A 23,472-nucleotide genomic window follows, 5' to 3' on the forward strand; every position below is an offset into this window, starting at 1 on the left:
CTTTGTTGTAGTATTTAGGGGCGGTTCATCTTTCGAGATTATTTTTGCAGCTTTTTGTTGGGTATTTATACAAGGCAGAGCCTTTGTAATGTAGTTATTCTACCTAAAAAGGCGATAACGCAGTAAAAATGACCAACAAACGCTGTCCGAAGGATTCGGCTAAAAGCGTTTTACGCTTTGTTGAACAGTATTTGCTTAGAATGACTAGGCAACACACAGTTCGCCGCGATTAAAACGCTTTTATCTCGAACAAAAGTTAACCGCGAAAGTTCAACAGCCCCTAGCTCATCAATAGTAAAAGATAAACAAAAAGAGCATTGGTGATGAAAATAACGTGTAAAAGAGTGATTTTAATCACCAGTAGTAACGTTAACTAGTATTAAAGAACACTATTAATACAACATCGCTATTAATTATTTTAATTATGAGGAAAGTAAAATGTCAGATAATTCAGGGAACACAGCCGATAAAAAACTCTCAGGTGCAGGGCTTCGCGGTCAAAGTGCTGGTGAAACAAAATTGTGTACTGTTGGAAAGTCAGGCTCAGGCTTAACATACTGCGGTTATGATGTTGCCGATTTAGCAGAAAATGCTACTTTTGAAGAAGTAGCTTATTTACTTTTTAATGGGGAATTACCTAATAGCGCACAACTAGCGCAGTATAAAGTTGAACTCAAAGCAATGCGTGATTTACCGCAAGCATTAAAAGAGGTGCTACAACGTATTCCTAAATCAGCGCATCCAATGGATGTTATGCGCACGGGGTGTTCATTTTTAGGTAATCTTGAGCCAGAAGCTGATTTTTCACAGCAAAATACTGCAGCTAATCGCCTATTATCGGCATTTCCTGCCATCATGTGTTACTGGTATCGCTATAGTCATGAAGGCATTGAAATAGACTGCCATTCAGAAGAAGACTCACTGGCAGGGCATTTTTTACGATTACTAAAAGGCGAAACTGCCTCTGCTCAGCATCAGCGTGTGATGGATGTTTCACTCATTTTGTATGCCGAGCATGAATTTAATGCCTCAACATTTACGGCACGGGTTTGTGCTTCAACCTTATCAGATATGTTTTCTTGTGTAACAGGTGCTATTGGTACATTGCGTGGGCCATTACACGGTGGTGCTAATGAAGCGGCTATGGATATGATTGAACAATTTAGCTCACCCAGTGATGCTAAAATACAAATGGCAGGAATGCTTGAGCGTAAAGAGAAAATTATGGGCTTTGGTCATGCGGTCTACCGTACCTCAGATCCACGTAATGTTATTATCAAACAATGGTCTGAAAAACTGGCAAAAGAAAACGGTAATACGGCCTTGTATGATATCTCTGTAGCTTGTGAAGAGTATATGTGGGATACCAAGAAACTCTTTTGTAATGCCGATTTTTTCCATGCGTCTACGTATAACTATATGGGAATTCCTACTAAATTATTTACGCCAATATTTGTTTGTTCACGCTTAACGGGTTGGGCCGCACATGTTATGGAGCAGCGCAGTAATAACCGTATTATTCGCCCAAGTGCTGATTATATTGGTAGCGAGCCTCGCGTTGTAACTCCTATCAACGAACGATAACGAAAAATCTGATCGTAGTTATTAATGGTCTTTTCATTAATAACTACGGTTTGGCTATTTATCATTCTGATCGTCTTTTGTTATTGCACCTAAGCGCAGCTACTAACCGGATAACCTTATGAATTACCAACATCGAAAACCTTTACCTGGCTTTAATGTCGACTTTTTTGATACCCAAGAAGCGGTTAACGCGATTAAAGCCGGCGCGTATGAGCAGCTTCCCTATTGCTCAAAAGTATTTGCAGAAAACTTAGTACGTCGCTGTGATCCCGAAAGCTTAACCGCATCCCTTAGCCAGTTGATTGAGCGAAAACGTGATTTAGATTTTCCTTGGTTTCCTGCTCGCGTTGTTTGTCATGACATATTAGGCCAAACCGCATTGGTTGATTTGGCTGGCTTGCGTGACGCTATTAGTAAAGCAGGGGGCGATCCGGCAAAAGTTAATCCTGTCGTGCCAACTCAACTTATTGTTGATCACTCGTTAGCAGTAGAGCACGCTGGGTTTGAGCAAGGAGCGCTTGAGAAAAATCGCGCCATTGAAGATAGACGTAATGAAGATCGATTCCATTTTATTAATTGGACGAAAAAAGCTTTCAAAAATATTGATGTTATTCAGCCAGGTAACGGCATTATGCATCAAATTAATTTAGAAAAAATGTCACCGGTGGTGCAAGTCAGAGAAGGGGTTGCTTTTCCTGATACTTTAGTGGGAACAGACAGCCATACACCCCATGTTGACGCATTGGGCGTTATTGCCTTAGGTGTTGGCGGGTTAGAAGCTGAAAGTGTAATGTTAGGTCGCGCCTCATATATGCGTTTACCTGATATTATTGGCGTTGAACTCACAGGAAAACGTCAAGAAGGTATTACTGCAACCGATATTGTCTTGGCGTTGACTGAGTTTTTACGTAACGAAAAAGTTGTTTCTGCCTTTTTAGAGTTTTATGGTGAAGGTGCACGTGCTTTAACACTAGGTGACCGAGCAACAATAGCAAATATGACTCCTGAGTTTGGCGCCTCTGCCGGTATGTTTTATATTGATGAGAAAACAATCGACTATTTAACCTTAACTGGGCGAGAAGATAACCAAGTTAAATTAGTTGAAGCTTATGCAAAAGCAACCGGGTTATGGGCTGATAGTATGACAGCTGCTAAGTATGAACGTGTTTTACGTTTTGATATTTCAGCGGTTGGTCGTAATATTGCTGGCCCTTCAAATCCACATCGCCGTGTTGCTACCGCTGATTTAGTTTTAAATGGGATTGCTCATACGCAAGATACGCCCCAGGCGTCTGTCGAATCATCCCTGGAAAAAAGTGCTGAATATGGCGCTGAAACCATGCCAGATGGTGCTTGTATTATTGCCGCCATTACTAGTTGTACTAATACCAGTAATCCACGTAATGTTATTGCCGCAGCTCTACTGGCACGTAATGCCAACGCGAAAGGACTAACACGTAAGCCTTGGGTTAAAACGTCATTAGCACCAGGTTCAAAAGCTGTGCAACTTTATTTAGAGCAAGCCAATTTATTAACTGAACTTGAACAATTAGGCTTTGGTATTGTCGGTTTTGCTTGTACCACTTGTAATGGTATGAGTGGCGCTCTTGACCCTAAGATTCAACAACAAGTTATAGACCGTGATTTATACGCAACAGCTGTTCTATCGGGAAATCGTAACTTTGATGGTCGAATTCACCCTTACGCCAAACAAGCTTTTATTGCCTCGCCCCCTTTGGTTGTTGCTTATGCTATTGCTGGCACCATTCGTTTCGATATTGAACAAGATGCGTTAGGGTACGATGAACAAGGGGCTAAAGTTTGTTTAAAAGATATTTGGCCCACAGACGCTGAAATTGATGCGGTTATTGAACAAAGCGTTAAACCAGAACAATTTCGTCAAGTATACGAACCCATGTTTCCATTAGTTACCGATGCTAATAATGCGCTTTCAAGTACTACGCCACCTTTATATAATTGGCGAGAAAAAAGTACTTATATTCGTCGTCCTCCATATTGGGAAGGAGCATTAGCAGGCGAGCGTACTATGCAAGGAATGCGCGCTTTAGCAGTGCTGGGCGATAATATCACGACTGATCATTTATCTCCTTCAAATGCCATTTTACTCGATAGCGCAGCAGGCGCCTATTTAGCGAAAATGGGTTTACCAGAGGTTGACTTTAACTCCTATGCCACGCACCGAGGCGATCATTTAACGGCACAACGAGCTACATTTGCCAACCCTAAACTCTTTAATGAGATGGTAAGAGTAGACAATAAAGCTGACGGAGATGTTATTCAAGGCTCGTTAGCACGTGTTGAGCCTGAAGGTAAAGTAATGCGTATGTGGGAAGCTATTGAAACCTATATGGAACGTAAACAGCCATTAATTATTATTGCGGGCGAAGATTACGGGCAAGGTTCATCGCGTGACTGGGCAGCAAAAGGTGTGCGTTTAGCAGGTGTTGAAGTGATAGTTGCTCAAGGGTTTGAACGTATTCATCGCACTAATTTAGTTGGTATGGGGGTATTACCAGTTGAATTTAGTATTGGTGACAATCGTAAAACGTACAGCATTGATGGCACTGAAACATTTGACATTATAGGCGATATTGCACCGAACTCAGCATTAACACTCGTTATAACACGTGCTAATGGTGAAAGGGTCAATGTAAAAGTTAAATGCAGACTCGATACCGCAGAAGAATTATCAATTTATCAGGCTGGTGGAGTATTACAACGCTTCGCACAAGATTTTTTAGCATCACAAGCAACTCATTAGTATTGGTGTGTTAATCGTTATTTTAAGTATGAGCTATAAATAGCCAATACTGTAAGGAAAAGGTTTATGACTTATTTGCCTCAATTAAAAATTCCCGCAACCTATATGCGCGGTGGCACCAGTAAAGGGGTGTTTTTCAAATTAACAGACTTACCTTTGCCTTGCCAAGTTGCTGGGCCGCAACGCGATGCTTTATTGCTACGTGTTATTGGTAGTCCAGATCCTTATGCAAAACAAACTGATGGTATGGGCGGTGCAACTTCGAGCACCAGCAAAACTGTTATCTTGTCAAAAAGTAGCCAAGTAAACCATGATGTCGACTATTTATTTGGTCAAGTCGCTATTGATAAGCCTTTCGTTGACTGGAGCGGTAATTGTGGAAATTTAACGGCGGCGGTAGGGGCGTTTGCTATTTCATCTGGACTTATTTCTGCGGATAAGTTAGTGACAGATGGTATTGCTGTCGTGCGTATTTGGCAAAAAAACATAGGGAAAACTATCGTTGCTCATGTGCCTATGTGTAATGGTGAAGTGCAAGAAACCGGAGATTTTATGCTCGATGGGGTAACGTTTCCTGCCGCAGAGGTTCCCATTGAGTTTTTGAATCCTGCCGATGGTGAAGGTGCGCTATTTCCTACGGGTAAAGTTATTGAAAAATTAAAAGTGCCTGTTGAACTCATTCCTACAGGTGAGCTAACCGCCACCATGATTAGTGCTGGCATTCCTACGGTTTTTTTAAATGCTGAAGAACTCGGTCTTTGTGGTAATGAACTCCAAGAGCAAGTTAATAATGATGAAGCACTGCTCGAAAAGCTTGAAGCTATAAGAGCTTATGCTGCCCTTAAAATGGGGTTAATTGATAAGCTCGCACAAGCTAAAGAGCGCCAGCATACCCCTAAACTTGCTTTTGTTGCTCCTGCTAGTGATTATGAAAGTGCTAGTGGTGTTTTAATAAAACAGTCACAAATAGACTTACAAGTTAGAGCAATGTCTATGGGAAAACTGCATCATGCAATGATGGGCACTGCTGCAGTGGCTATTGCTAGTGCAGCTTCAGTGTTAGGGACTGTTGTAAATATTGCAGCAAGTCATACTCATAAGGATACAGATATTGAACATAATAGTAGTAGCGCAAGTAAAACAATTAACTTTGGTCACCCCTCTGGTACCTTAAAAGTTTCTGCTACAGCAAGCTGTGCTGCTAAGGTAAATGAGCAAGCAAAGCTTCAATGGCAAATTGATAAAGTAATGATGAGTCGTAGCGCACGTGTGTTAATGGAAGGATGGGTTAGAGTACCCGATATATTTTAATACTATCAAAAGCGTATAATTAAACGCCCTGAGTTAAGGTTGTTTATGGTGAATAATTACGCTTTTGCTTTTAATTCACCTTAAGGCAGTTTATAACAGGATACTAATATTTATTTATAGGGATTTTGTTTTGGTAACTCACTTCTTTTGCCGCACGATGGCAACTTTAATCACAACGTTTTTTATCATAACGTGTAGCTTAAGCGCCTCATTAGCTATGCCATTAACTGTCTCGGCAGCCACATTAACAATCAGCGATAATTTAGTGCTTAAATCAGTGAACGATAAACCTTTAGATGTTGGTTTTTTTTCAACCAAAAGCCAGGTTGAACTCACCTCAGGCGAACAAGCAATATTAGTGAAATATAAAGATGTTTTTGAAGATTTAGACTTTGCAGAAGACCGTTTGGTTGAATCTGATTATTTCATTGCTAAATTTACCTTATCGCAGCAGAAATCCTTGTTGTTAAGTACGCCTAAAGTGAAAAATTTAGCGGCAGCAGAGAAATTCTCACATAATCCCGAGCTTATTTTAAGCGATGAAAATAATCAAACACTCGTACTTGAGTTACTGACATATGATGACTATAAACTAGCGCAGCAAGTTAATCAGGCAGTTAAAACACTTGCTCAAGAGCCAGTTAGTCAGCCGGTAACACCAACAGCTAATACAGTAACCACTGCACATGATACACCCGATGTCGCAGCACAAGTGGCAACAGCAAGTACAACTAATAACGAACTCAAAAGAACAGAAAATGAAGTAAAGCAAACATTTAATAACAAAGTTGCTAACCACATTGAAACCTTGCCTATGTTAAAGTATTGGTGGAAAAAAGCGTCGGATGCTGAAAAACAAGACTTCATTCGATATATCAAAACACAGTAATTATTCTTTATAAGAGGTATTATTTATGACGCGTTATTTTAATCAATTAATTCTTTTGACAGTATTGAGTGTTTGCTCATACAGTACCTATGCTGATACCGATGACAATGAGGGCATAGACGTTGTTGGTAACGGTAGCGTAATTGCAATACCAGATCAATTTAGCTTATCACTCACAATCACCGAGCGAGGACGTATACCAAGTAAGTTACATCCCCTTGTTGATAATAAAACGAATTTAGTGATTGATGCAGCAAAACAGCTTGGTATCACCACAAAAGACATTAAATCAGCACAAGTTAATTTACGATTAATAAAAGAAAAGCCTTCAATAACTGTACAAGGTTTAGAGTTACAACAAGGTAAACAAGGGAGTGTTTTTGTTGACGGAAAAAATGTTAATAATACCCAAACACCAATACAGCTTTTTGAGTTGAGTCGTTATATTACAGTTAACTTCGCTAATATTAATGATTATGACCAATTCTTAGCAAAAATAGTAAAATTAAATGTTAGCCATATTTCAGCTTTATCAATGACAGTAAAGCAGCGAGATGATTATTATCAACAAGCATTGATGAAAGCGATTGATCACGCTAAACAAAAAGCGACAAAAATGATAGCGCAAACAGGTGGAACTCTTGGTAAGTTGGTTTATTTGAAAGAAGTTTCTTCAGGACATTACCAACCTCGCTACGCACAGGCAATGATGAGTGAATCTATGTCGGTTAACTACTCTTCGTTAGTGGGCAGCCAAGAAATAAGTGCGAGTGTTTTAGTGAAATTTGCGATAAAACCTTAAATTATTGCTTATCTGTGTGAATAGTTAGTGAATTAAGTGATAAAAGCTTTAATTATGTCGCCTTTTTAGGTATGTTAGCGCCTTTTCAATGGCGCTAACACTGCTTTAAAGGTGAATTGTAATTTATATGACAAATATAACAGACTTTTATCAAACACTATTGGCGCAAACTAAAGCGCTTATTAGTGATGAATCTGATATCATTGCGAATATGGCAAACATAAGTGCATTACTTTTTGAGCACTTAGAGGAAGTGAATTGGGCTGGCTTTTATCGTGTTATTAACGAAGAGCTTGTTTTAGGTCCATTTCAAGGCAAAGTGGCTTGTATTCGTATTCCCTTTGCTAAAGGCGTTTGTGGTACCTGTGCAGCCACAGGGCTAGTACAACGTATTAGCGATGTTCATCAATTTGATGGTCATATTGCTTGTGATGCAAGTAGTAATGCTGAGATTGTTTTACCCGTTAAAGTGGATGGTTGTATTATTGCCGTGCTAGATATTGATAGCACTGCTTTTAATCGCTTTGATGAGCACGATGAAATAGGTTTAACGGCAATTGTTGAAGCATTTGCACAACACCATAGTAATACCTAAACGCGGTTATGCCGTTCGTGAATATTGTTAACCATTAAGCGACATTTGAATGAAAGAGTTTGTAGTAATTCACGATTACCTAGTTACCCAAGAAATTGTAGGTGACTGGGATGGTCAGGAAGAAGAAGTAGCTGAACGTATTAATGAAATTTATCATACGTTATACGATTTGGCAGAAGAAGATATTGAAAGCGAAGTACTCATGCAAATACTTGAATTAGTATGGGATGCTTGGATTGGCCAAGAGTCATTACCGGAGCTCGAAACAGATGATATTTACGATTGGTGTCGACATGTCATCGAGAATCGTGAACAATATCTACAAGAGTCAAATTAGCCTGTACTAACATAAATATGATTTATGTGGGTATCAATAAAATAAATTAAAATTGTAAAAAGTGTAATTATGGAAACTGAAATTAAACGTACAAGTACTAAAGATATTATCACCTATTTAACTGAAAAATTCCCTGAGTGTTTTTCAATCAAAGGGCCGGTAAAACCACTTAAAATAGGGATCTTTCAAGATTTAGCTGAAAAGTTAAGTGAAGATGATACCGTAAGTAAAACGCGTTTACGTCAAGCGTTACGTCATTACACAAGTAGCTGGCGTTATTTGAAAGCAGTTAAAGTGGGTGTTTTTCGTGTAGATATCGACGGCAAAGAAGTTGCAGAAATTGATGAAGAACAAGCTAATTATGCCAGCAAAACATTAAAAGAAAGCCAGGAAAAATTTGGTAACAAAAAAAATGTTGATAAAAAATCAGCAAAGCCAACAAACGATACCGCGCGTCCAAAGACCGATAAACCACAATCTGACGCTAAATCAGCTAAGTTTAAATCAGTAAAAACTAAACGCCCAGTAGCAAAAAAAGAAGCGGCACCATTGAAACCTGTTGAATCAGCTACAATTAAAGTAGGTAGTCAAGTAAAAGTACAGCTTGGTAACTCGCCTATGAATGCCAGTATTACTGAAATTTCAGGTCAGGATATTAGCGTACAACTTGACTCTGGTATGATAATTAAAACGAAATTAGAAAATATCTACTCATAATTTACTAACTTTTATTATTTTATTTAGCTAAGCTAATAATAAATGTCAGATTAATTTTCTTCGTTTCTTATCGTGTTTTAGAAGTTATTTTGGAGCTTAATGCATGCAAAAATTTTGTCGTATAGCAGTTGCGGTATCTATCTCGTTAAGTTTATCGGTGAGTGTCTTTGCTTTTGAAAAGACACCAGTACCCGATGAACTCCCAACTTTATCTCCTGAGAGTCAGCATGCTACTGCGAGTAAGCGTATAACGGCACAATTTACTCGAGCGCATTATAAAAAAATCGCCATTGATGAAGCCCTTTCAGCAGAAATCTTTGATCGATTTATAAAGCAACTTGACTATGCACGTAATATTTTCTTGTTAAGTGATATTAATAGTATCCAAAAATACCGCTCTAACTTCGATAATGTTTTTTCTCGCGGTAAACTTAGTGCTGCTTATGATATTTATAACTTAAACATGCAAAGACGTTTAGAGCGCTATGAATATGCAATCAGTTTATTAGGTGAAGAAAGCGAAAAAAGCCCTTTTGACTTTACAAAAGATGAAGTTTATTCATTTGATAGAGAAGATGCACCATGGCCTGCTGATAAAGCTGAACTTAATGAGTTATGGCGCTTAAAGGTAAAGTCTGACGCTTTAAACTTAACATTAACCGATAAAGAGTGGCCAAAAGTTAGAGAAGTTTTAACTAAACGTTATAACTATGCGATAAAGCGATTAAAGCAAAGTGAAAGTGAAGATGCATTTCAGTTAGTCATGAATAGTTTTTCGCGCGTTGTTGAGCCACATACTTCATATTTATCGCCACGTAATGCCGAACGTTTTCAAGTTGATATGAATTTACAGCTTGAAGGTATTGGTGCAGAGTTACGCGCTGTTGAAGATTACACTGTGATCCAACGTGTTGTTACTGGCGGTCCGGCTGATAAATCTAAACAACTTAAATCAAAAGATCGTATTGTTGGCGTTGCTCAAGGCAATGATGAATTTGAAGATGTTATTGGTTGGCGTTTAGATGATGTTGTTGAGCTTATCAAAGGCTCAAAAGGCACAACTGTACGTTTACAAATTTTACCCGCTGATTCTGATGATGAAGCGAATATAAAAATCGTTTCTATTGTTCGTGATATTATTAAACTAGAAGACCGTGCGGCTAAATCAAAAGTGTATTTAGAAAACCCAAATGAGCCTGATAGTAAAAAATTAGGGGTTATTACTATTCCTAGTTTTTATAATCACTTATCACGTGATGTTAATGCTGAATTAACTAAGCTCAAAGCGCAAAATGTTGAAGGTATTATTGTCGACTTACGAGGTAACGGTGGTGGCTCCTTAACGGAAGCGACGTTATTAACAGGGTTATTTATTGATAAAGGCCCTGTGGTACAAATTAGAGATGGCGCCAATCGCATTGTAGTAAATCGTGACAGAGATGGAGTTAGCTATTTTGATGGCCCGTTAACGGTTATGGTTGATCGCTACAGTGCTTCTGCTTCAGAAATATTCTCAGCGGCAATTCAAGATTATGGTCGTGGTGTTATCGTTGGTGAGCATACCTTTGGTAAAGGCACTGTTCAACAGCACCGTGGTTTAGGTCGCGTTTATGACTTATACGAAAAACCGTTTGGCAGTATTCAATATACCATTGCCAAGTTTTATCGTATTAATGGCGGTAGTACGCAACACCGTGGCGTTCTACCTGATATTGCTTTCCCTACAGCAGTAGACCCTGAAGATTGGGGTGAGAGTAAAGAAGAAAACGCATTGCCTTGGGATCAGATTAAAAAAGCACAATACACGCCATTGCATGAATTATCGCAAGATATTGCTTATTTAACCGCTCAATACCAAGAGCGTATTAAGAGTAATCGAGAGTTTAAATATCTGCTTGATGATATTAGCGAGTACAAAGCAGAAAAAGATGATAAAACAGTTTCCTTAAATTTAGAGCAGCGAAAAACAGAGCGTGAAGAGCGTAAAGTTAAACGTTTAATACGTGTGAACGAGCAGCTAGTGAGTTTAGGTAAAGAAAAAATTGCTAAGCTTGATGATTTAGATGATGAACTAGAAGATCTAGATCCATTTTTAGATGAAACCGCTCGAATCACTTTCGATTTTATTTCTTTGGGAAAAGTTGCCAAAAAATAGTCGTATCATATTAAATAAAGCCGCCCAAGAGGCGGCTTTATTGATGCAGTAACAAAGTATATTACAACAATTAGATTGAAACTTATGCGAAGTAGTTATTGCTCCCCATAGTCAAATCTATTGTCTTAAAATTATAATAATTAGGTTATACACTTTATGTCTGAGTTAAACCCCCCTAAATCACCAAGCATGCTTGATGCTTCTATCCCTGTTATCACTATGATAGGGCTGCTGACACTCGCGGTATTTTATTTTGGTGACAATTCATCTTACGGCCCCAACCAAATAGCTCTATTAATTGCTATGGGCGTAGCGGTAGTTATTGGCATAAAAAATGGGCATACATGGGCCGCGATAGAGCAAGCCATTATCAAGGGGATTTCATTATCTCTTGGCGCGGTTCTTATTTTACTGGCGGTTGGTGCATTAATAGGAACTTGGTTATTGTCAGGCACTGTACCCACCATGATCTATTATGGATTACAGATACTTGATCCTAGTTGGTTCTATGCCGCGGCATGTATTATTTGTGGCATAGTATCAATGAGTATAGGCAGTTCTTGGACAACCGCTGCGACTATAGGTGTAGCGTTGATCGGTATTGCACAAGGCTTAGGGCTATCACCAGAAATTACTGCGGGTGCTGTTATTTCTGGTGCTTACTTTGGTGATAAAATATCCCCTTTATCAGAAACAACTAACTTAGCCCCAGCAATAGCAGGTAGTGAGTTGTTTGCTCATATTCGTTATATGTTTTGGACTACCATCCCATCAATTGGTACCGCGATTGTTTTGTTTTTAATTCTCGGCTTAACTGAGACCTCAAGCGCAAATAACGATAGTATTGAGTTGTTAAGTAAACAACTAGCGCAACAGTTTGATATTTCATTTTTCAATTTAATTCCACTTATTGTACTTTTAACGTTAGCTATTAAAAAAATGCCTGCTTTCCCTGCTGTGTCTATTGGGGCGTTAATTGGTGGGTTATGGGCGATATTATTTCAACAAGAGTTGATTATGCGTTTAGCTGCTAACGGTAGCGATGAATTGGCGGCTAATATTGTGGTTGTTTGGAGTACCTTGTTTGATGGGGTTAGTATTGAAACAGGTAATGATGAGTTAAATAAGTTATTAAGCGGTGGTGGTATGTCTAGCATGCTTAACACTGTTTGGTTAATTATGTGTGCCTTAAGCTTTGGTGCTGTGCTTGAGCATTTAGGTATGTTGAAAAAATTCGTTGAAGCGATATTATCAGCCGCTAAATCTACCGGCAGTTTAATTGCTAGTACTGTAGCTACTTGTATTGGCACTAACTTAATTACAGCGGATCAATATATGGCAATCGTTATGCCTGGCCGTATGTATAAAGAAGAGTATAAACGTCGTGGTTTAGATCCCCTCGTACTAAGTAGAACATTAGAAGACTCTGCAACGATTACCTCACCGTTAATTCCATGGAATACCTGCGCGGTATATATGTCTGGTGTGCTATTGGTTAACCCACTTGATTACCTCTTTTATTGTTTCTTTAACTGGCTAAACCCTATTTTAGCGGTAATTTATGGCTTTATTGGCTTTAATATTAAAAAGCTTGCGGTAAAAACTGCATCTTAAACCACAGCGTTAATGGTCAATAAGTTTTAAATACTAAACTTCCGTATTATAATTCAAACATTAATATTGCTAAGCTATTTATTGTAGCTTAGCAATAAATGGCTTATCGTACATTATTGATATACAAGCTATTATACTCTCACATTCTTCACTTATTAAGGCACTTTAATGACTGATACATCACCACGTTTTTTAGCCGATTACGCTGCGCCTGTTTTTACTATTAACACGGTTAATTTAACCGTTAACCTTGATGACACTTGTAGTCAAGTACACAGTGAGTTAGATATTGAACGCCAAGAGCAAGAGCCAGCGGATCTTGCTCTTAACGGTGAACACTTAATTTTAACTGCTGTTGTAGTGAATAATCAGGCTCTTACTCGTGAGCAATATCAGTTAACAGACACGTTATTAATTATTCCTGCCAGCTCATTACCGCAAGCTAAACACTTTACTTTGCAAATAACGACTGAAATTAATCCATTAGAAAATACTGCTTTAGAAGGGCTGTTTAAGTCGGGTAATGCTTTTTGTACTCAATGTGAGGCTGAAGGTTTTCGCCGTATTAGTTACTACTTAGATAGACCTGATGTCATGGCAACGTTTACAACAAAAGTTATTGCGGATAAAAATTTATATCCACAATTGTTATCTAACGGTAATAAGGTTGATAGCGGTGATTTAGCCGATGGTAAACACTTTGTCACTTGGCATGACCCGTACCCAAAACCGTGTTACTTATTTGCGTTAGTGGCAGGTGATTTTGATGTGTTGAGTGATAGTTATAAGACAATGTCAGGTCGAAATGTTGCTTTAGAGATTTTTGTTGATAAAGGCAATTTATCTAAAGCGCAACATGCAATGATATCACTAAAAAAATCAATGCAGTGGGATGAAGAAACCTTTGGTTTAGAGTATGACTTAGATATTTATATGATAGTTGCCGTTGATTTTTTCAATATGGGGGCAATGGAAAATAAAGGCTTAAATGTTTTTAACTCTAAGTTTGTACTTGCCGATCATCATTGTGCTACCGATAATGATTACTTTAATATTGAAGCGGTTATTGCCCATGAATATTTTCATAACTGGACGGGAAATCGAGTTACTTGTAGAGATTGGTTCCAATTAAGCCTGAAAGAGGGGTTGACGGTATTTCGTGATCAACAATTTAGTGCTGATATGCACTCAAGTGCTGTTACCCGTATTCAAAACGTTAGAGTTTTACGATCACAGCAATTTGCTGAAGATGCAGGGCCAATGGCGCATCCTATTCGTCCTGAAAAAGTATTAGAGATGAATAATTTCTATACATTGACTGTGTATGAAAAAGGCTCTGAAGTTATCCGTATGTTACATACCTTACTTGGCGTCAATAACTTCAGAAAAGGAATGGACTTATACTTTGCGCGTTATGATGGTATGGCGGTTACTTGTGACGATTTTATTAATGCGATGGCTGATGCTAGCGAAAAAGATTTAACACAGTTTAAGCGTTGGTACTCTCAGTCAGGCACGCCTATTGTTGGTGTTAATGAGTCGTATGATAACGTTACCAAAAAATATACATTAACGTTAACACAGAAGTCACCTACAAGCGTCAACCAACCACATCCTCAAGCATTACACATTCCAATGAAAATAGAACTAGTAAGTGATGCACCGAATGAAACACAAAGTTACTTACTCGAATTAACGCAAACAGAGCAAAGTTGGGTATTTGATAATGTAGACAGTAAACCAACATTAGCCTTATTAGCTGACTTTTCTGCGCCAGTTAAATTAGATTATAGTCAAAGTGAAAGTGAGCTATTAAAACTGATTAGTCATGCGAATAATAGCTTCTGTCGCTGGGACGCAGGGCAGCGCTTATTAATGTCGTATGTTCAGCAACTAACGTTAGATAAGAGCTTTACTTTACCTAATGATTTATTAGTTGCCTTTAAAAATATTTTACATAGTGACAGTGATCATGCCTTCATTGCAGAACAATTGGTCTTGCCAAGTTTTGATGAAGCCGCTGGCTTAATTGCCGAAGTTGACCCTATTGCATTAGTTAAAGCGCTGAAAAAGTTAACTGCCTTTATTGCTCACGGCCTACAAGATGAGTTATTTGCGTGTTATCAGGCCCGTTTACTTAATAAAGAGCTGGTTGATGATGTTGCGAATCGCGCTTTAAAGAATATTTGTTTGCAATATTTAGGTACTCTAGAAAAGTATCAATATTTAGCTAAAGAGCAATATATACAAGCAACGGAGAGTATTGATAATGCTAATATGACAGACACATTAGCAGCGTTAGATTGCAGTGCTAAATATAGCTTGAATAACTTTAGCTCACAAATGAGTGACTTTGAAAGTCGCTGGCAATCAACGACTTTAGTGATGGATAAATGGTTTGCGCTAATGGCAAGTCAAGTCAGTAGCGATATATTTGAACAGCTTAATCAATTGCTTTCACACACATTATTTACGCTCAAAAACCCCAACAGAGCACGGTCTTTAATTGGTGCATTTGCGATGAATAACCCAGAAAACTTTCATTGTAAAACGGGTCGAGGCTATCAATTCTTAACTGAACAAGTTATGGCGTTAAACGCTATAAACCCACAAGTCGCATCGCGTTTAATTACACCGTTAATACAGTTTAAAAACTTTGCACCTGCGCATCAAAATATGATGAGAGATAATTTATTGAAGATTCAAGGCTTGAGTAACTTATCAAATGATCTTAAAGAAAAGCTTGATGCAGCATTATGTGAATAAGCCAGGCAATGTAGCTAACTTACTGCCTTAGCGGATTTGGACTAATCTATAGAATAGAAAATTACCTAATGAAGTATTACTTTACAATTAATATGTCGGCATATGATTTTTTACCTTACTATCAAGGACATGTTGAATCAATTGTAGCAACTACAACCACAGGCGTTAGGGTGCAGTTTCCAGCTATGCACTTACGACAACATGTAACAAGTATCGGCATTAAAGGTTATTTTTGTTTAGAAACACAAAACAATAAATTTCTAGCGTTAACGAAAATTTCTTAAGCTATTTGAAATAAACTTAGAGTAATAGCTTAAAACAGTGGTCTGACCATGGAAATGCGATGATATTGTTAATAGAGTAAGTAAATAAGTGTTATTTCATGAACTTACTCTATTATTAATTGGTACGTGAAAAAAATAATAAAACAAGAGTTTAAAACATTTGCAGGAAATTATGCTTAAATAGAACGCAATTCATTTAAATACAGCGAGTTAGTTGTTATTTTTACGCTTGCTACCATAGTTAAATGATGCAATTATTGCGTAAACCACCTTGATGGTTACCATAAATAAAAAGTTAACTAGTATTAAAACAATAACGACTTAGAGTGCTTAAGCACAAATAAATTGGGATAGGGGAGACATTACATGACACACAACCCTCGTAATAGGTTTATAAAAAAACCTTTAGCTGTTGGCATTGCTGCAGCTTTTTCTTTAACGTCACTAGCAACAGTAAGTACCGTAAATGCTGCATTATTTGAGGTCGGTGATGTAGAAATTAGTTTCGACTCTACTTTTAGTGTTGGCTCAAGTTGGCGTGTAGAAGATAGAAACTGGAACGATAACGTAGGTAAATCGAATAATGCACAAAACGGTTTAGACTTCTCTAATTACTCCCTGGTAAACCCTGCTTTTGAACCATCAAAAAACACTGTTTGGGCTCAAGGTGCCGGTGGCTACTCAACTAACGGTGATAATGGTAATTTAAATTACAACGCTGGTGAGAGCTTTTCGAAAATGCTCAAAGGTAGCCATGATTTAGATATTCATTATCAAGGCTTTGGTATTTTTGTTCGTGGTATGTATTACTATGATATGGCAATGATGGATGATGATCGTGCTTGGTCTAACCCTATTACAGGTAATGTTTATGACCCTTGTCGTGATGGTGAAGCTAAAGAGCAAGTTTGTCGCGACATCCGTTTGTTAGATGCTTATGCTTATGGTGACTTTGATATAGGTGAAATGCCACTTTCTGTTCGTGTGGGTAATCAAGTTATTAGCTGGGGGGAAAGCACACTTATTTCTCACGGTATTAGTGAAATTAACCCAGTAGATATTGCGCGTTTACGTGCCCCTGGCGCAGAGCTAAAAGAAGCATTTATTCCTTTTGGTGCCTTATGGGGATCTTTGGGCGTTACTGAAAACTTTAACGTTGAAATGTTTTATCAATACACTTGGGAAAAAACAGTATTACCACCACCGGGTAGCTATTTCTCAACCAATGATTTTGCTGGTGACGGTGGTCAATATAATAATGTTCAGTTAGGTTTTGGTGGTAATCCTGACATGGACTTAGACTTTCTTATTTCAGGTTTAAATGATTTAGGGGCGGCTGTTAGAAGTGGAGCCATTACAACTGAACAAGCTGGAGCTATGTATCTTGCGTACTCAGGTAACTTAACGTTAAGGGCTCCGGGCAGTAAAGCTGAAAAGAAACCTGAAGATGGTGGGCAATACGGTGTGCGTTTATCTTGGTTTTTACCTGAGCTAAACGATACAGAAATTAGCTTGTACCATGTAAATTATCACAGTCGCAGACCAATATTTTCTGGTGTTACAGCCGATTATAATGGTGCCACTATTGCCAGTGATTTAGGTTATTTGGCAACGAATGAAATTACTGAAGATAATTATGACGATTTAAAGAGCTTCTCACGTGTAGAGCTGGTTTATCCTGAAGACATTAAAATGTATGCGATGAGCTTTAATACTACGGTTGGTACAACAGCTGTTGCCGGTGAAGTAAGTTATCGACAAGATGAGCCGTTTCAAATTGACGATGTAGAGTTGCTTTTTGCCGCGACGGCACAACAACTTTATAATGCCGAGCCAAATATTTCCAAAGGTGATGCATTAAATGGCGTTTCACAAATGGTTGACCCTGCTACAGGACAGCCTTTTGGCTCAGGTGTTTCAGCGAATGGCTTTGTATTGTCTGATACGGTACAAGCACAAATGACGTTAACTCACCTTTTTGGTCCTACGTTAGGCGCTAGCCAGTTTGTTGGTGTTGTTGAAGTTGGCGGTATTAATATTAATGATATGCCTTCAGAAGAGACATTACGCTTAAATGGTCCTGGCACAGCAAGAAGTGGTGGCATTGCTAGTAGCCCAGGTTTAAACCTAGCTCTGCAAGATGGCGTAGAAACTAACCCATTCCCAACAGAATTTGCCTGGGGTTATCGCGCTGTTGCTAAACTTGATTATACCAACGTGATTGCTGGTATTAATATGTCACCAAAAATTATTTTTGCTCACGATGTTAAAGGTATAACACCTGATCCACTGTTTATGTTTATTGAAGATAGAAAATCAGTATCGCTAGGTGTAACGTTTGATTATCAGAGTCGTTGGTCTGCCGACTTATCTTATAACGGCTTCTTTGGTGGTGTGGGAACAACCAACCAAATGGAAGATCGCGACTACGTTTCTTTCAACATCAAATACTCTATATAAGACTAGGAGCTTATTAAATGAAAACTATAATTAAATCTACTATGGCTAGGCTCCCTTTACTGTCGGTTGCTATTTCTGTTGCCTTAAGTGGTAATGCTTTTGCTAAAATTACTCCGGAGCAAGCTCAGCAGTTATCTAAAGAGCTTACACCAATGGGCGCTGTTCGTGCGGGTAATGCTGATGGCTCTATTCCTGCGTGGCAAGGTGGTATTACTGAACTTCCTACGGGATATACGGCTGGCGATCATCATCTTGACCCTTATCCAGATGATAAAATCGCTTATACCATTACAGCAAGTAACCTTGCTGAACATAAAGCGTTATTAACGCCAGGACAAATCAAGTTATTTGAAACTTATCCAGAAACATTCAAGATGAATGTTTACCAAACACGCCGTAGTGCTTCTTATCCTGAGCATGTTTATCAAGCGGTTGAAACGAATGCCACAAAAGCTGAACTGGTTGAAGGTGGTAATGGTATTAAAAATGCGGCTGTGGGAATTCCGTTTCCTGTTCCAGCGAATGGCTTAGAAGCTATTTGGAACCACACTCTGCGTTACCGTGGTGAAAGTGTAGTACGTCAAGGGGGGCAAGCAGCACCGACCGCCTCAGGTGATTATACTTATGTTGGTTTAAGTGAGACCCTATTATTACCTTATAATGTTAAAGGCGCTTCACCTGAGCAGCTTCAAGAAACAAATATTTTGTTTAAGTTTAAGCAAACTATTTCAGAGCCAGCCCGCCTAGCAGGTACCGCTTTGCTTGTTCATGAAACGATGGATCAAATTAAAACACCACGCCAAGCTTGGACTTATAATACAGGCCAACGCCGTGTACGCCGTGCTCCAAACGTAGCGTATGATTCTCCAGGTACAGCATCAGATGGTTTAAGAACGAATGACGATCTTGATATGTTTAATGGTGCGCCGAATCGTTATAACTGGACGCTAAAGGGTAAGCAAGAGTTATTAATTCCTTATAATGATTACCGTTTACACAGTGATAAAGTTAAATATGATGACATTTTACAACCAGGTCATATTAACCAAGACTTAGTACGCTATGAAAAGCACCGTGTATGGGTTGTTGAAGCTAACTTAAAAGAAAATACGCGTCATACTTATAAAAAGCGTGTTTTCTATATTGATGAAGATAGCTGGCAAGTGGCTGTTACCGATATATACGATAATCGTGATGAGCTTTACCGTGTAGGTATTTCTCATACAATTAACTACTATGAAGTGCCAACGCATTGGTCAACATTAGATGTATATCATGATATCCAGTCACGCCGTTATATTGCCTTAGGGTTAGATAATGAAGCTAAAATGTATGACTTCTCGCAAGAGTTAAATGAACGAGACTTCACACCAGCTGCATTAAGACGTGAAGGTCGCAGGTAAGCACTCTTTAAAACGGCTGACAACTATCAGCCGTTTTTAGTTACCCACTAAAGCTGCTGAACTTTTATTAACGTTCACCAGTGCATTGTTTAAATTAATCGAGTTATTATATGAAGCGTTTCCTTGTTGCTCTCATTAGCCTATGTTTTATACCATTGTGCGCTTATGCAACACCCACCGTATTTATTAGCACAAACCTCTCAGGCAATGCCTCAGTTAAATCAGCACTGGCAAGCCAATCATTATTGCTCGATATTGAAAAAGTATCTGATGATAAAGTTGTTGCAGTAGGCGAATACGGACATATTTTAACATCTAGTGACGGTGAACAATGGCAACAAGCTAATGTCCCCGTGCAAACAACACTAACTAGTGTTACTTTTTATAATGAACAGCTTGGTTGGGCAGTTGGCCACGATGCTACTATATTGCACACTACTGATGGCGGTAATAATTGGCAAGTACAACACTTTCAACCCGAGCTAGAAAAACCATTATTGGATGTGTTATTTAAAAGCCCACTAGAAGGGGTTGCTATTGGCGCATATGGCTTAGTATTAAGAACACTTGATGGTGGTCAAAGCTGGCAAAATGAGTTTCATCAAGAGTTTTTATCTCCTGATGATAAAGATTATTTAAATGAGCTTAAAGCTGAAGATGAAACCGCTTACCTTGATGAGATTTCTTATATTTTACCGCACTTCAATCGTCTGGTTGCTGATGGACGCACATTATTCTTATTAGGTGAAGTAGGGCTGTTAGCCAAGAGTAATGATTTTGGCTTAACTTGGCAGCGTTTTGATGAAATTTACCGAGGTTCTTTTTTTGATTTAGGGCGCACTAAAGCGGGAAATTTATTGGTGGTTGGTTTACGGGGCAATATTTTTCGGGGTATTCAAAATGGTGCTCAATGGCAACAAGTTACTTCAGGCACCACCGCGTTACTTAATGATATTGTTTTTGGTGATAACGCCGATATGTTTATTTTAGGTAATAACGGTACAGTACTGATGAGCCTTGATGACGGTGAAAATTTCAGCTCTCGTATTCAAAGTGACGGGAAAGCACTAATTGCTGGAGTTTGGTTTAAAAATAAACTCATCGCCGTATCCGAAGTGGGTGTAAAAGCACTCAAGTTACCGTCAAAGTAAGTCACACTAAGTACGCTTTACTTACTTAGCTCATCGATATTTGATTTCATCGGCTAGATAAAGACGATTAACCGTCATCAGTCATGATTTTGTTTGGAAAATAATAATATGAAAAAATCGCTCTCATCTTTACTTGAAATTAACTTATTCCGTCACCGAATTTTTGTGTTGATGTTATTTATCATCATGAGTACTTTTCTATTTTTTCAAGCGACACAAATAAGGCTCGATGCCTCTTTTACTAAGAACATACCGTTAAACCATAGTTATATGAAAACGTATATGAAGCACAGTGCCAATTTTGGCGGCGCTAATAATATTCTTATTTCTGTCTGTGATAGTGAAGGAGACATTTTTAATGAGCGCTTTTTTGATACGCTAAAAGGTGTACACGATAAATTGTTTTTTATTCCTGGTGTTGATCGTATTCAAGTTAAATCCGTTTTTTCTCCAAGTACTCGCTTTGTTGAAATAGTGGAAGACGGTTTTGCTGGCGGACCTGTTATTCCTGCTGATTTTCAAGCAACTAAACAAGGTTTAGCTACGGTTAAAGGGAATATTGAAAAAGCGGGTATTGTTGGCAGTATTGTTTCTGATGATTACAGTTGTGCCATGGTTAAAGCGGCATTACTTGAAATTAACCCAGATACTGGTGAAAAATTAGATATTTTAAAAATATCAGAGCAACTTGAGCAAGATGTTAGACAAACCTTTGAAAATGAAAATATTAGTGTTCATATTATCGGTTTTGCTAAAATGGTTGGTGATGTGGCAAATGGTGCTAAAGGTGTAGTGCTATTCTTTGCTATAGCTATCGCCATTACAGCGGTGATGGTTTACCTTTTCTCTCATTCAATAAGATTAACGCTACTTCCTATTACTTGTTCACTCATTGCCGTTATTTGGCAAATGGGTATGTTATCAAGTTTAGGGTTTGGTTTAGACCCTATGTCTATTTTAATTCCATTTCTTGTTTTTGCTATTGGTGTTAGCCATGGCGTACAAATGATCAATGCAGTGGTGAAAAAAATTGGCAAAGGGCTAACAACTAAAGCGGCGGCTCAAGCGAGTTTTAGGGCCTTATTAATACCAGGTGGTATAGCATTATTATCGGATACTGTTGGCTTTTTAACCTTACTTTCAATCGATATTGGTATTATTCGTGAGTTAGCTATTACCGCCTCTATTGGCGTAGCCATGATTATTTTAACCAACCTTATTTTACTGCCTATATTAGTGTCTTACATGAACATATCGCCTAAGGCTAAAGTAGGGCAGTTATCTGAAGAAAGTGTTTTTTGGCAAGTCGTTGCTTCTTTTTCAACAAGAAAGATTGCCTCGGTTATTCTTCTGTTTACGGCTATCCTTTATGTTATTGGTTTTTATCAAGGTAATAACTTAAAAATTGGTGAGCTACATGCTGGGGCTCCTGCATTGCATGAAACTTCTCGCTATAACCAAGATACATTTTTAATTACCGATAAATACGCGATCAGCGTTGATTATATGTCTGTTATTGTTGAAACAACACCCGATGCTTGTACAAGTTATAACACCATGGCGACGATAGATAAGTTTCAATGGCAAATGCAAAACATTGCAGGAGTGCAATCTGCGGTAAGCTTGGCATCAATTTCAAAATTAGTGAATGCGGGTTACAACGAGGGCAATCCTAAGTGGCGTGTAATACCGCGTAATCAGCAAACCTTAGTACAATCAATTGCACGTATTCCTTCATCAAGTGGCTTGTTAAATAATAACTGTAGTGTTATGCCGGTTATTCTTTTTTTAGAAGATCATAAAGCTGAAACGATTGACCGTGTTGTTGATGCGGTAAAACTTGCAGCAAGTGAATTAAATAATGAGGCTATAGAGTTTAAATTAGCGTCTGGCCCTGTTGGAGTAATGGCTGCAACAAACGAAGCTGTAGCGCAAGCTCAAATACCTATGATGTTATATGTATATGGCGCGGTTATTCTTTTATGTTTGATTAGCTTTAGAAGTGTCAGAGCTACCATTGTTGTGGTACTACCGCTTTATGTTGTTTCCACGCTTGCACAATGGTTAATGACAGTGCTTGATATTGGTTTAACGGTTTCTACATTACCCGTTATTGCTTTGGGGGTTGGTATTGGTGTCGATTATGGTATTTATATTTTATCAACGATGAGCGCCCAACTCAAAGCCGGTGCCAGTGTCCATAGTGCGTACTTATCGGCTTTAAAAGAGCGAGGTAGCGCAGTATTAATTACGGGAATAACCTTAGCTATAGGCGTATCCACGTGGTTCTTCTCGGATTTGAAATTCCAAGTTGATATGGGAATACTGTTAACCTTTATGTTCTTAGTGAATATGCTGGCCGCGATTATTGTTTTACCTGCGTTAGCGGCCTTCTTGTGGCCGGCTAATAAAGCTAGTAAATGATTTACTTATTACTTGTTACTGAAGGTATTTAAAAGCCTTATTTACACGTAAATAGGGCTTTTTAATCCGTACAAGGAATAGGGCTTTTTAATCCGTACAAGGAAATATGTTGTGTTAACTCTGTTTGGACTAGGGGCTGTTGATCTTTCGAGATTTTTTTTGCCGCTTTTTGTTGGGGGTTTATACAAGGCAGAGCCT

General features: G+C 38.5%; 16 protein-coding genes and 1 pseudogene. 16 read left to right on the forward strand and 1 reads right to left on the reverse strand.

Annotated features, from left to right (window positions below):
* Nucleotides 1–25: 25 nt before the first annotated feature.
* Nucleotides 26–217 (reverse strand): annotated as a pseudogene (locus KO495_RS17550) (hypothetical protein).
* Between the two features lie 221 nt (nucleotides 218–438).
* On the opposite strand from KO495_RS17550, the gene prpC reads away from it, so the two are divergent.
* The 16 genes from prpC to KO495_RS12450 all read left to right on the forward strand — a co-directional run bounded on the left by prpC (nucleotide 439) and on the right by KO495_RS12450 (nucleotide 23,274).
* Nucleotides 439–1,584 (forward strand): 2-methylcitrate synthase, encoded by a 1,146-nt coding sequence (gene prpC, locus KO495_RS12375; RefSeq protein WP_215980722.1) that lies wholly within the window; start codon nucleotides 439–441, stop codon nucleotides 1,582–1,584.
* Between the two features lie 118 nt (nucleotides 1,585–1,702).
* Complete coding sequence (gene acnD, locus KO495_RS12380; protein WP_215980723.1) at nucleotides 1,703–4,366, forward strand: Fe/S-dependent 2-methylisocitrate dehydratase AcnD; 2,664 nt, start codon at nucleotides 1,703–1,705, stop codon at nucleotides 4,364–4,366.
* A 66-nt stretch (nucleotides 4,367–4,432) separates the two neighbouring features.
* Nucleotides 4,433–5,677 (forward strand): 2-methylaconitate cis-trans isomerase PrpF, encoded by a 1,245-nt coding sequence (gene prpF / locus KO495_RS12385; RefSeq protein WP_215980724.1) that lies wholly within the window; start codon nucleotides 4,433–4,435, stop codon nucleotides 5,675–5,677.
* Between the two features lie 217 nt (nucleotides 5,678–5,894).
* A complete protein-coding gene (locus tag KO495_RS12390; protein WP_215980725.1) occupies nucleotides 5,895–6,566 on the forward strand; it encodes a DUF2057 family protein in 672 nt (223 codons plus the stop codon).
* A 25-nt stretch (nucleotides 6,567–6,591) separates the two neighbouring features.
* Complete coding sequence (locus KO495_RS12395) at nucleotides 6,592–7,368, forward strand: SIMPL domain-containing protein (protein ID WP_215980726.1); 777 nt, start codon at nucleotides 6,592–6,594, stop codon at nucleotides 7,366–7,368.
* A 127-nt stretch (nucleotides 7,369–7,495) separates the two neighbouring features.
* On the forward strand, nucleotides 7,496–7,963 hold the full coding sequence (locus tag KO495_RS12400) for a GAF domain-containing protein (protein ID WP_215980727.1): 468 nt from the start codon (nucleotides 7,496–7,498) through the stop codon (nucleotides 7,961–7,963).
* A 49-nt stretch (nucleotides 7,964–8,012) separates the two neighbouring features.
* Entirely contained in the window at nucleotides 8,013–8,300 is a 288-nt protein-coding gene (locus tag KO495_RS12405) for a hypothetical protein (protein WP_215980728.1), read from the forward strand.
* 69 nt (nucleotides 8,301–8,369) lie between these two features.
* Nucleotides 8,370–9,017, forward strand: a complete 648-nt coding sequence (proQ, locus tag KO495_RS12410; RefSeq protein WP_215980729.1) for an RNA chaperone ProQ — start codon at nucleotides 8,370–8,372, stop codon at nucleotides 9,015–9,017.
* Nucleotides 9,018–9,120: 103 nt separating this feature from the next.
* The gene (prc, locus tag KO495_RS12415) at nucleotides 9,121–11,172 is read left to right on the forward strand and encodes a carboxy terminal-processing peptidase (RefSeq protein WP_215980730.1); all 2,052 of its coding nucleotides are present in this window, start codon (nucleotides 9,121–9,123) and stop codon (nucleotides 11,170–11,172) included.
* A gap of 156 nt (nucleotides 11,173–11,328) precedes the next feature.
* Nucleotides 11,329–12,786, forward strand: a complete 1,458-nt coding sequence (nhaC, locus tag KO495_RS12420; RefSeq protein WP_215980731.1) for a Na+/H+ antiporter NhaC — start codon at nucleotides 11,329–11,331, stop codon at nucleotides 12,784–12,786.
* A 168-nt stretch (nucleotides 12,787–12,954) separates the two neighbouring features.
* Nucleotides 12,955–15,552 carry an aminopeptidase N gene (gene pepN, locus KO495_RS12425; RefSeq protein ID WP_215980732.1) on the forward strand — a complete coding sequence of 866 codons (2,598 nt, stop codon included), beginning with the start codon at nucleotides 12,955–12,957 and terminating at the stop codon, nucleotides 15,550–15,552.
* A gap of 68 nt (nucleotides 15,553–15,620) precedes the next feature.
* Nucleotides 15,621–15,836 (forward strand): DUF2835 domain-containing protein, encoded by a 216-nt coding sequence (locus KO495_RS12430; RefSeq protein WP_215980733.1) that lies wholly within the window; start codon nucleotides 15,621–15,623, stop codon nucleotides 15,834–15,836.
* A 366-nt stretch (nucleotides 15,837–16,202) separates the two neighbouring features.
* Nucleotides 16,203–18,296: a DUF1302 domain-containing protein gene (locus KO495_RS12435; protein ID WP_215980734.1), complete on the forward strand. Its 2,094-nt coding sequence runs from the start codon at nucleotides 16,203–16,205 to the stop codon at nucleotides 18,294–18,296.
* A 41-nt stretch (nucleotides 18,297–18,337) separates the two neighbouring features.
* A complete protein-coding gene (locus tag KO495_RS12440) occupies nucleotides 18,338–19,699 on the forward strand; it encodes a DUF1329 domain-containing protein (protein ID WP_215980737.1) in 1,362 nt (453 codons plus the stop codon).
* Nucleotides 19,700–19,809: 110 nt separating this feature from the next.
* Nucleotides 19,810–20,850: a YCF48-related protein gene (locus tag KO495_RS12445; RefSeq protein WP_215980735.1), complete on the forward strand. Its 1,041-nt coding sequence runs from the start codon at nucleotides 19,810–19,812 to the stop codon at nucleotides 20,848–20,850.
* Nucleotides 20,851–20,958: 108 nt separating this feature from the next.
* The gene (locus KO495_RS12450) at nucleotides 20,959–23,274 is read left to right on the forward strand and encodes an MMPL family transporter (RefSeq protein WP_215980736.1); all 2,316 of its coding nucleotides are present in this window, start codon (nucleotides 20,959–20,961) and stop codon (nucleotides 23,272–23,274) included.
* The last annotated feature ends 198 nt before the right edge of the window (nucleotides 23,275–23,472 follow it).

The organism is Colwellia sp. D2M02 (assembly GCF_018860755.1).
GTDB classification, from domain to species: Bacteria; Pseudomonadota; Gammaproteobacteria; order Enterobacterales; family Alteromonadaceae; genus Colwellia; species Colwellia asteriadis.

Coding starts and splice junctions, on each gene's coding strand:
- prpC (WP_215980722.1), top strand. CDS start 439: ATGTCAGATAATTCAGGGAACACAGCCGATAAAAAACTCTCAGGTGCA.
- acnD (WP_215980723.1), top strand. CDS start 1,703: ATGAATTACCAACATCGAAAACCTTTACCTGGCTTTAATGTCGACTTT.
- prpF (WP_215980724.1), top strand. CDS start 4,433: ATGACTTATTTGCCTCAATTAAAAATTCCCGCAACCTATATGCGCGGT.
- KO495_RS12390 (WP_215980725.1), top strand. CDS start 5,895: ATGCCATTAACTGTCTCGGCAGCCACATTAACAATCAGCGATAATTTA.
- KO495_RS12395 (WP_215980726.1), top strand. CDS start 6,592: ATGACGCGTTATTTTAATCAATTAATTCTTTTGACAGTATTGAGTGTT.
- KO495_RS12400 (WP_215980727.1), top strand. CDS start 7,496: ATGACAAATATAACAGACTTTTATCAAACACTATTGGCGCAAACTAAA.
- KO495_RS12405 (WP_215980728.1), top strand. CDS start 8,013: ATGAAAGAGTTTGTAGTAATTCACGATTACCTAGTTACCCAAGAAATT.
- proQ (WP_215980729.1), top strand. CDS start 8,370: ATGGAAACTGAAATTAAACGTACAAGTACTAAAGATATTATCACCTAT.
- prc (WP_215980730.1), top strand. CDS start 9,121: ATGCAAAAATTTTGTCGTATAGCAGTTGCGGTATCTATCTCGTTAAGT.
- nhaC (WP_215980731.1), top strand. CDS start 11,329: ATGTCTGAGTTAAACCCCCCTAAATCACCAAGCATGCTTGATGCTTCT.
- pepN (WP_215980732.1), top strand. CDS start 12,955: ATGACTGATACATCACCACGTTTTTTAGCCGATTACGCTGCGCCTGTT.
- KO495_RS12430 (WP_215980733.1), top strand. CDS start 15,621: ATGAAGTATTACTTTACAATTAATATGTCGGCATATGATTTTTTACCT.
- KO495_RS12435 (WP_215980734.1), top strand. CDS start 16,203: ATGACACACAACCCTCGTAATAGGTTTATAAAAAAACCTTTAGCTGTT.
- KO495_RS12440 (WP_215980737.1), top strand. CDS start 18,338: ATGGCTAGGCTCCCTTTACTGTCGGTTGCTATTTCTGTTGCCTTAAGT.
- KO495_RS12445 (WP_215980735.1), top strand. CDS start 19,810: ATGAAGCGTTTCCTTGTTGCTCTCATTAGCCTATGTTTTATACCATTG.
- KO495_RS12450 (WP_215980736.1), top strand. CDS start 20,959: ATGAAAAAATCGCTCTCATCTTTACTTGAAATTAACTTATTCCGTCAC.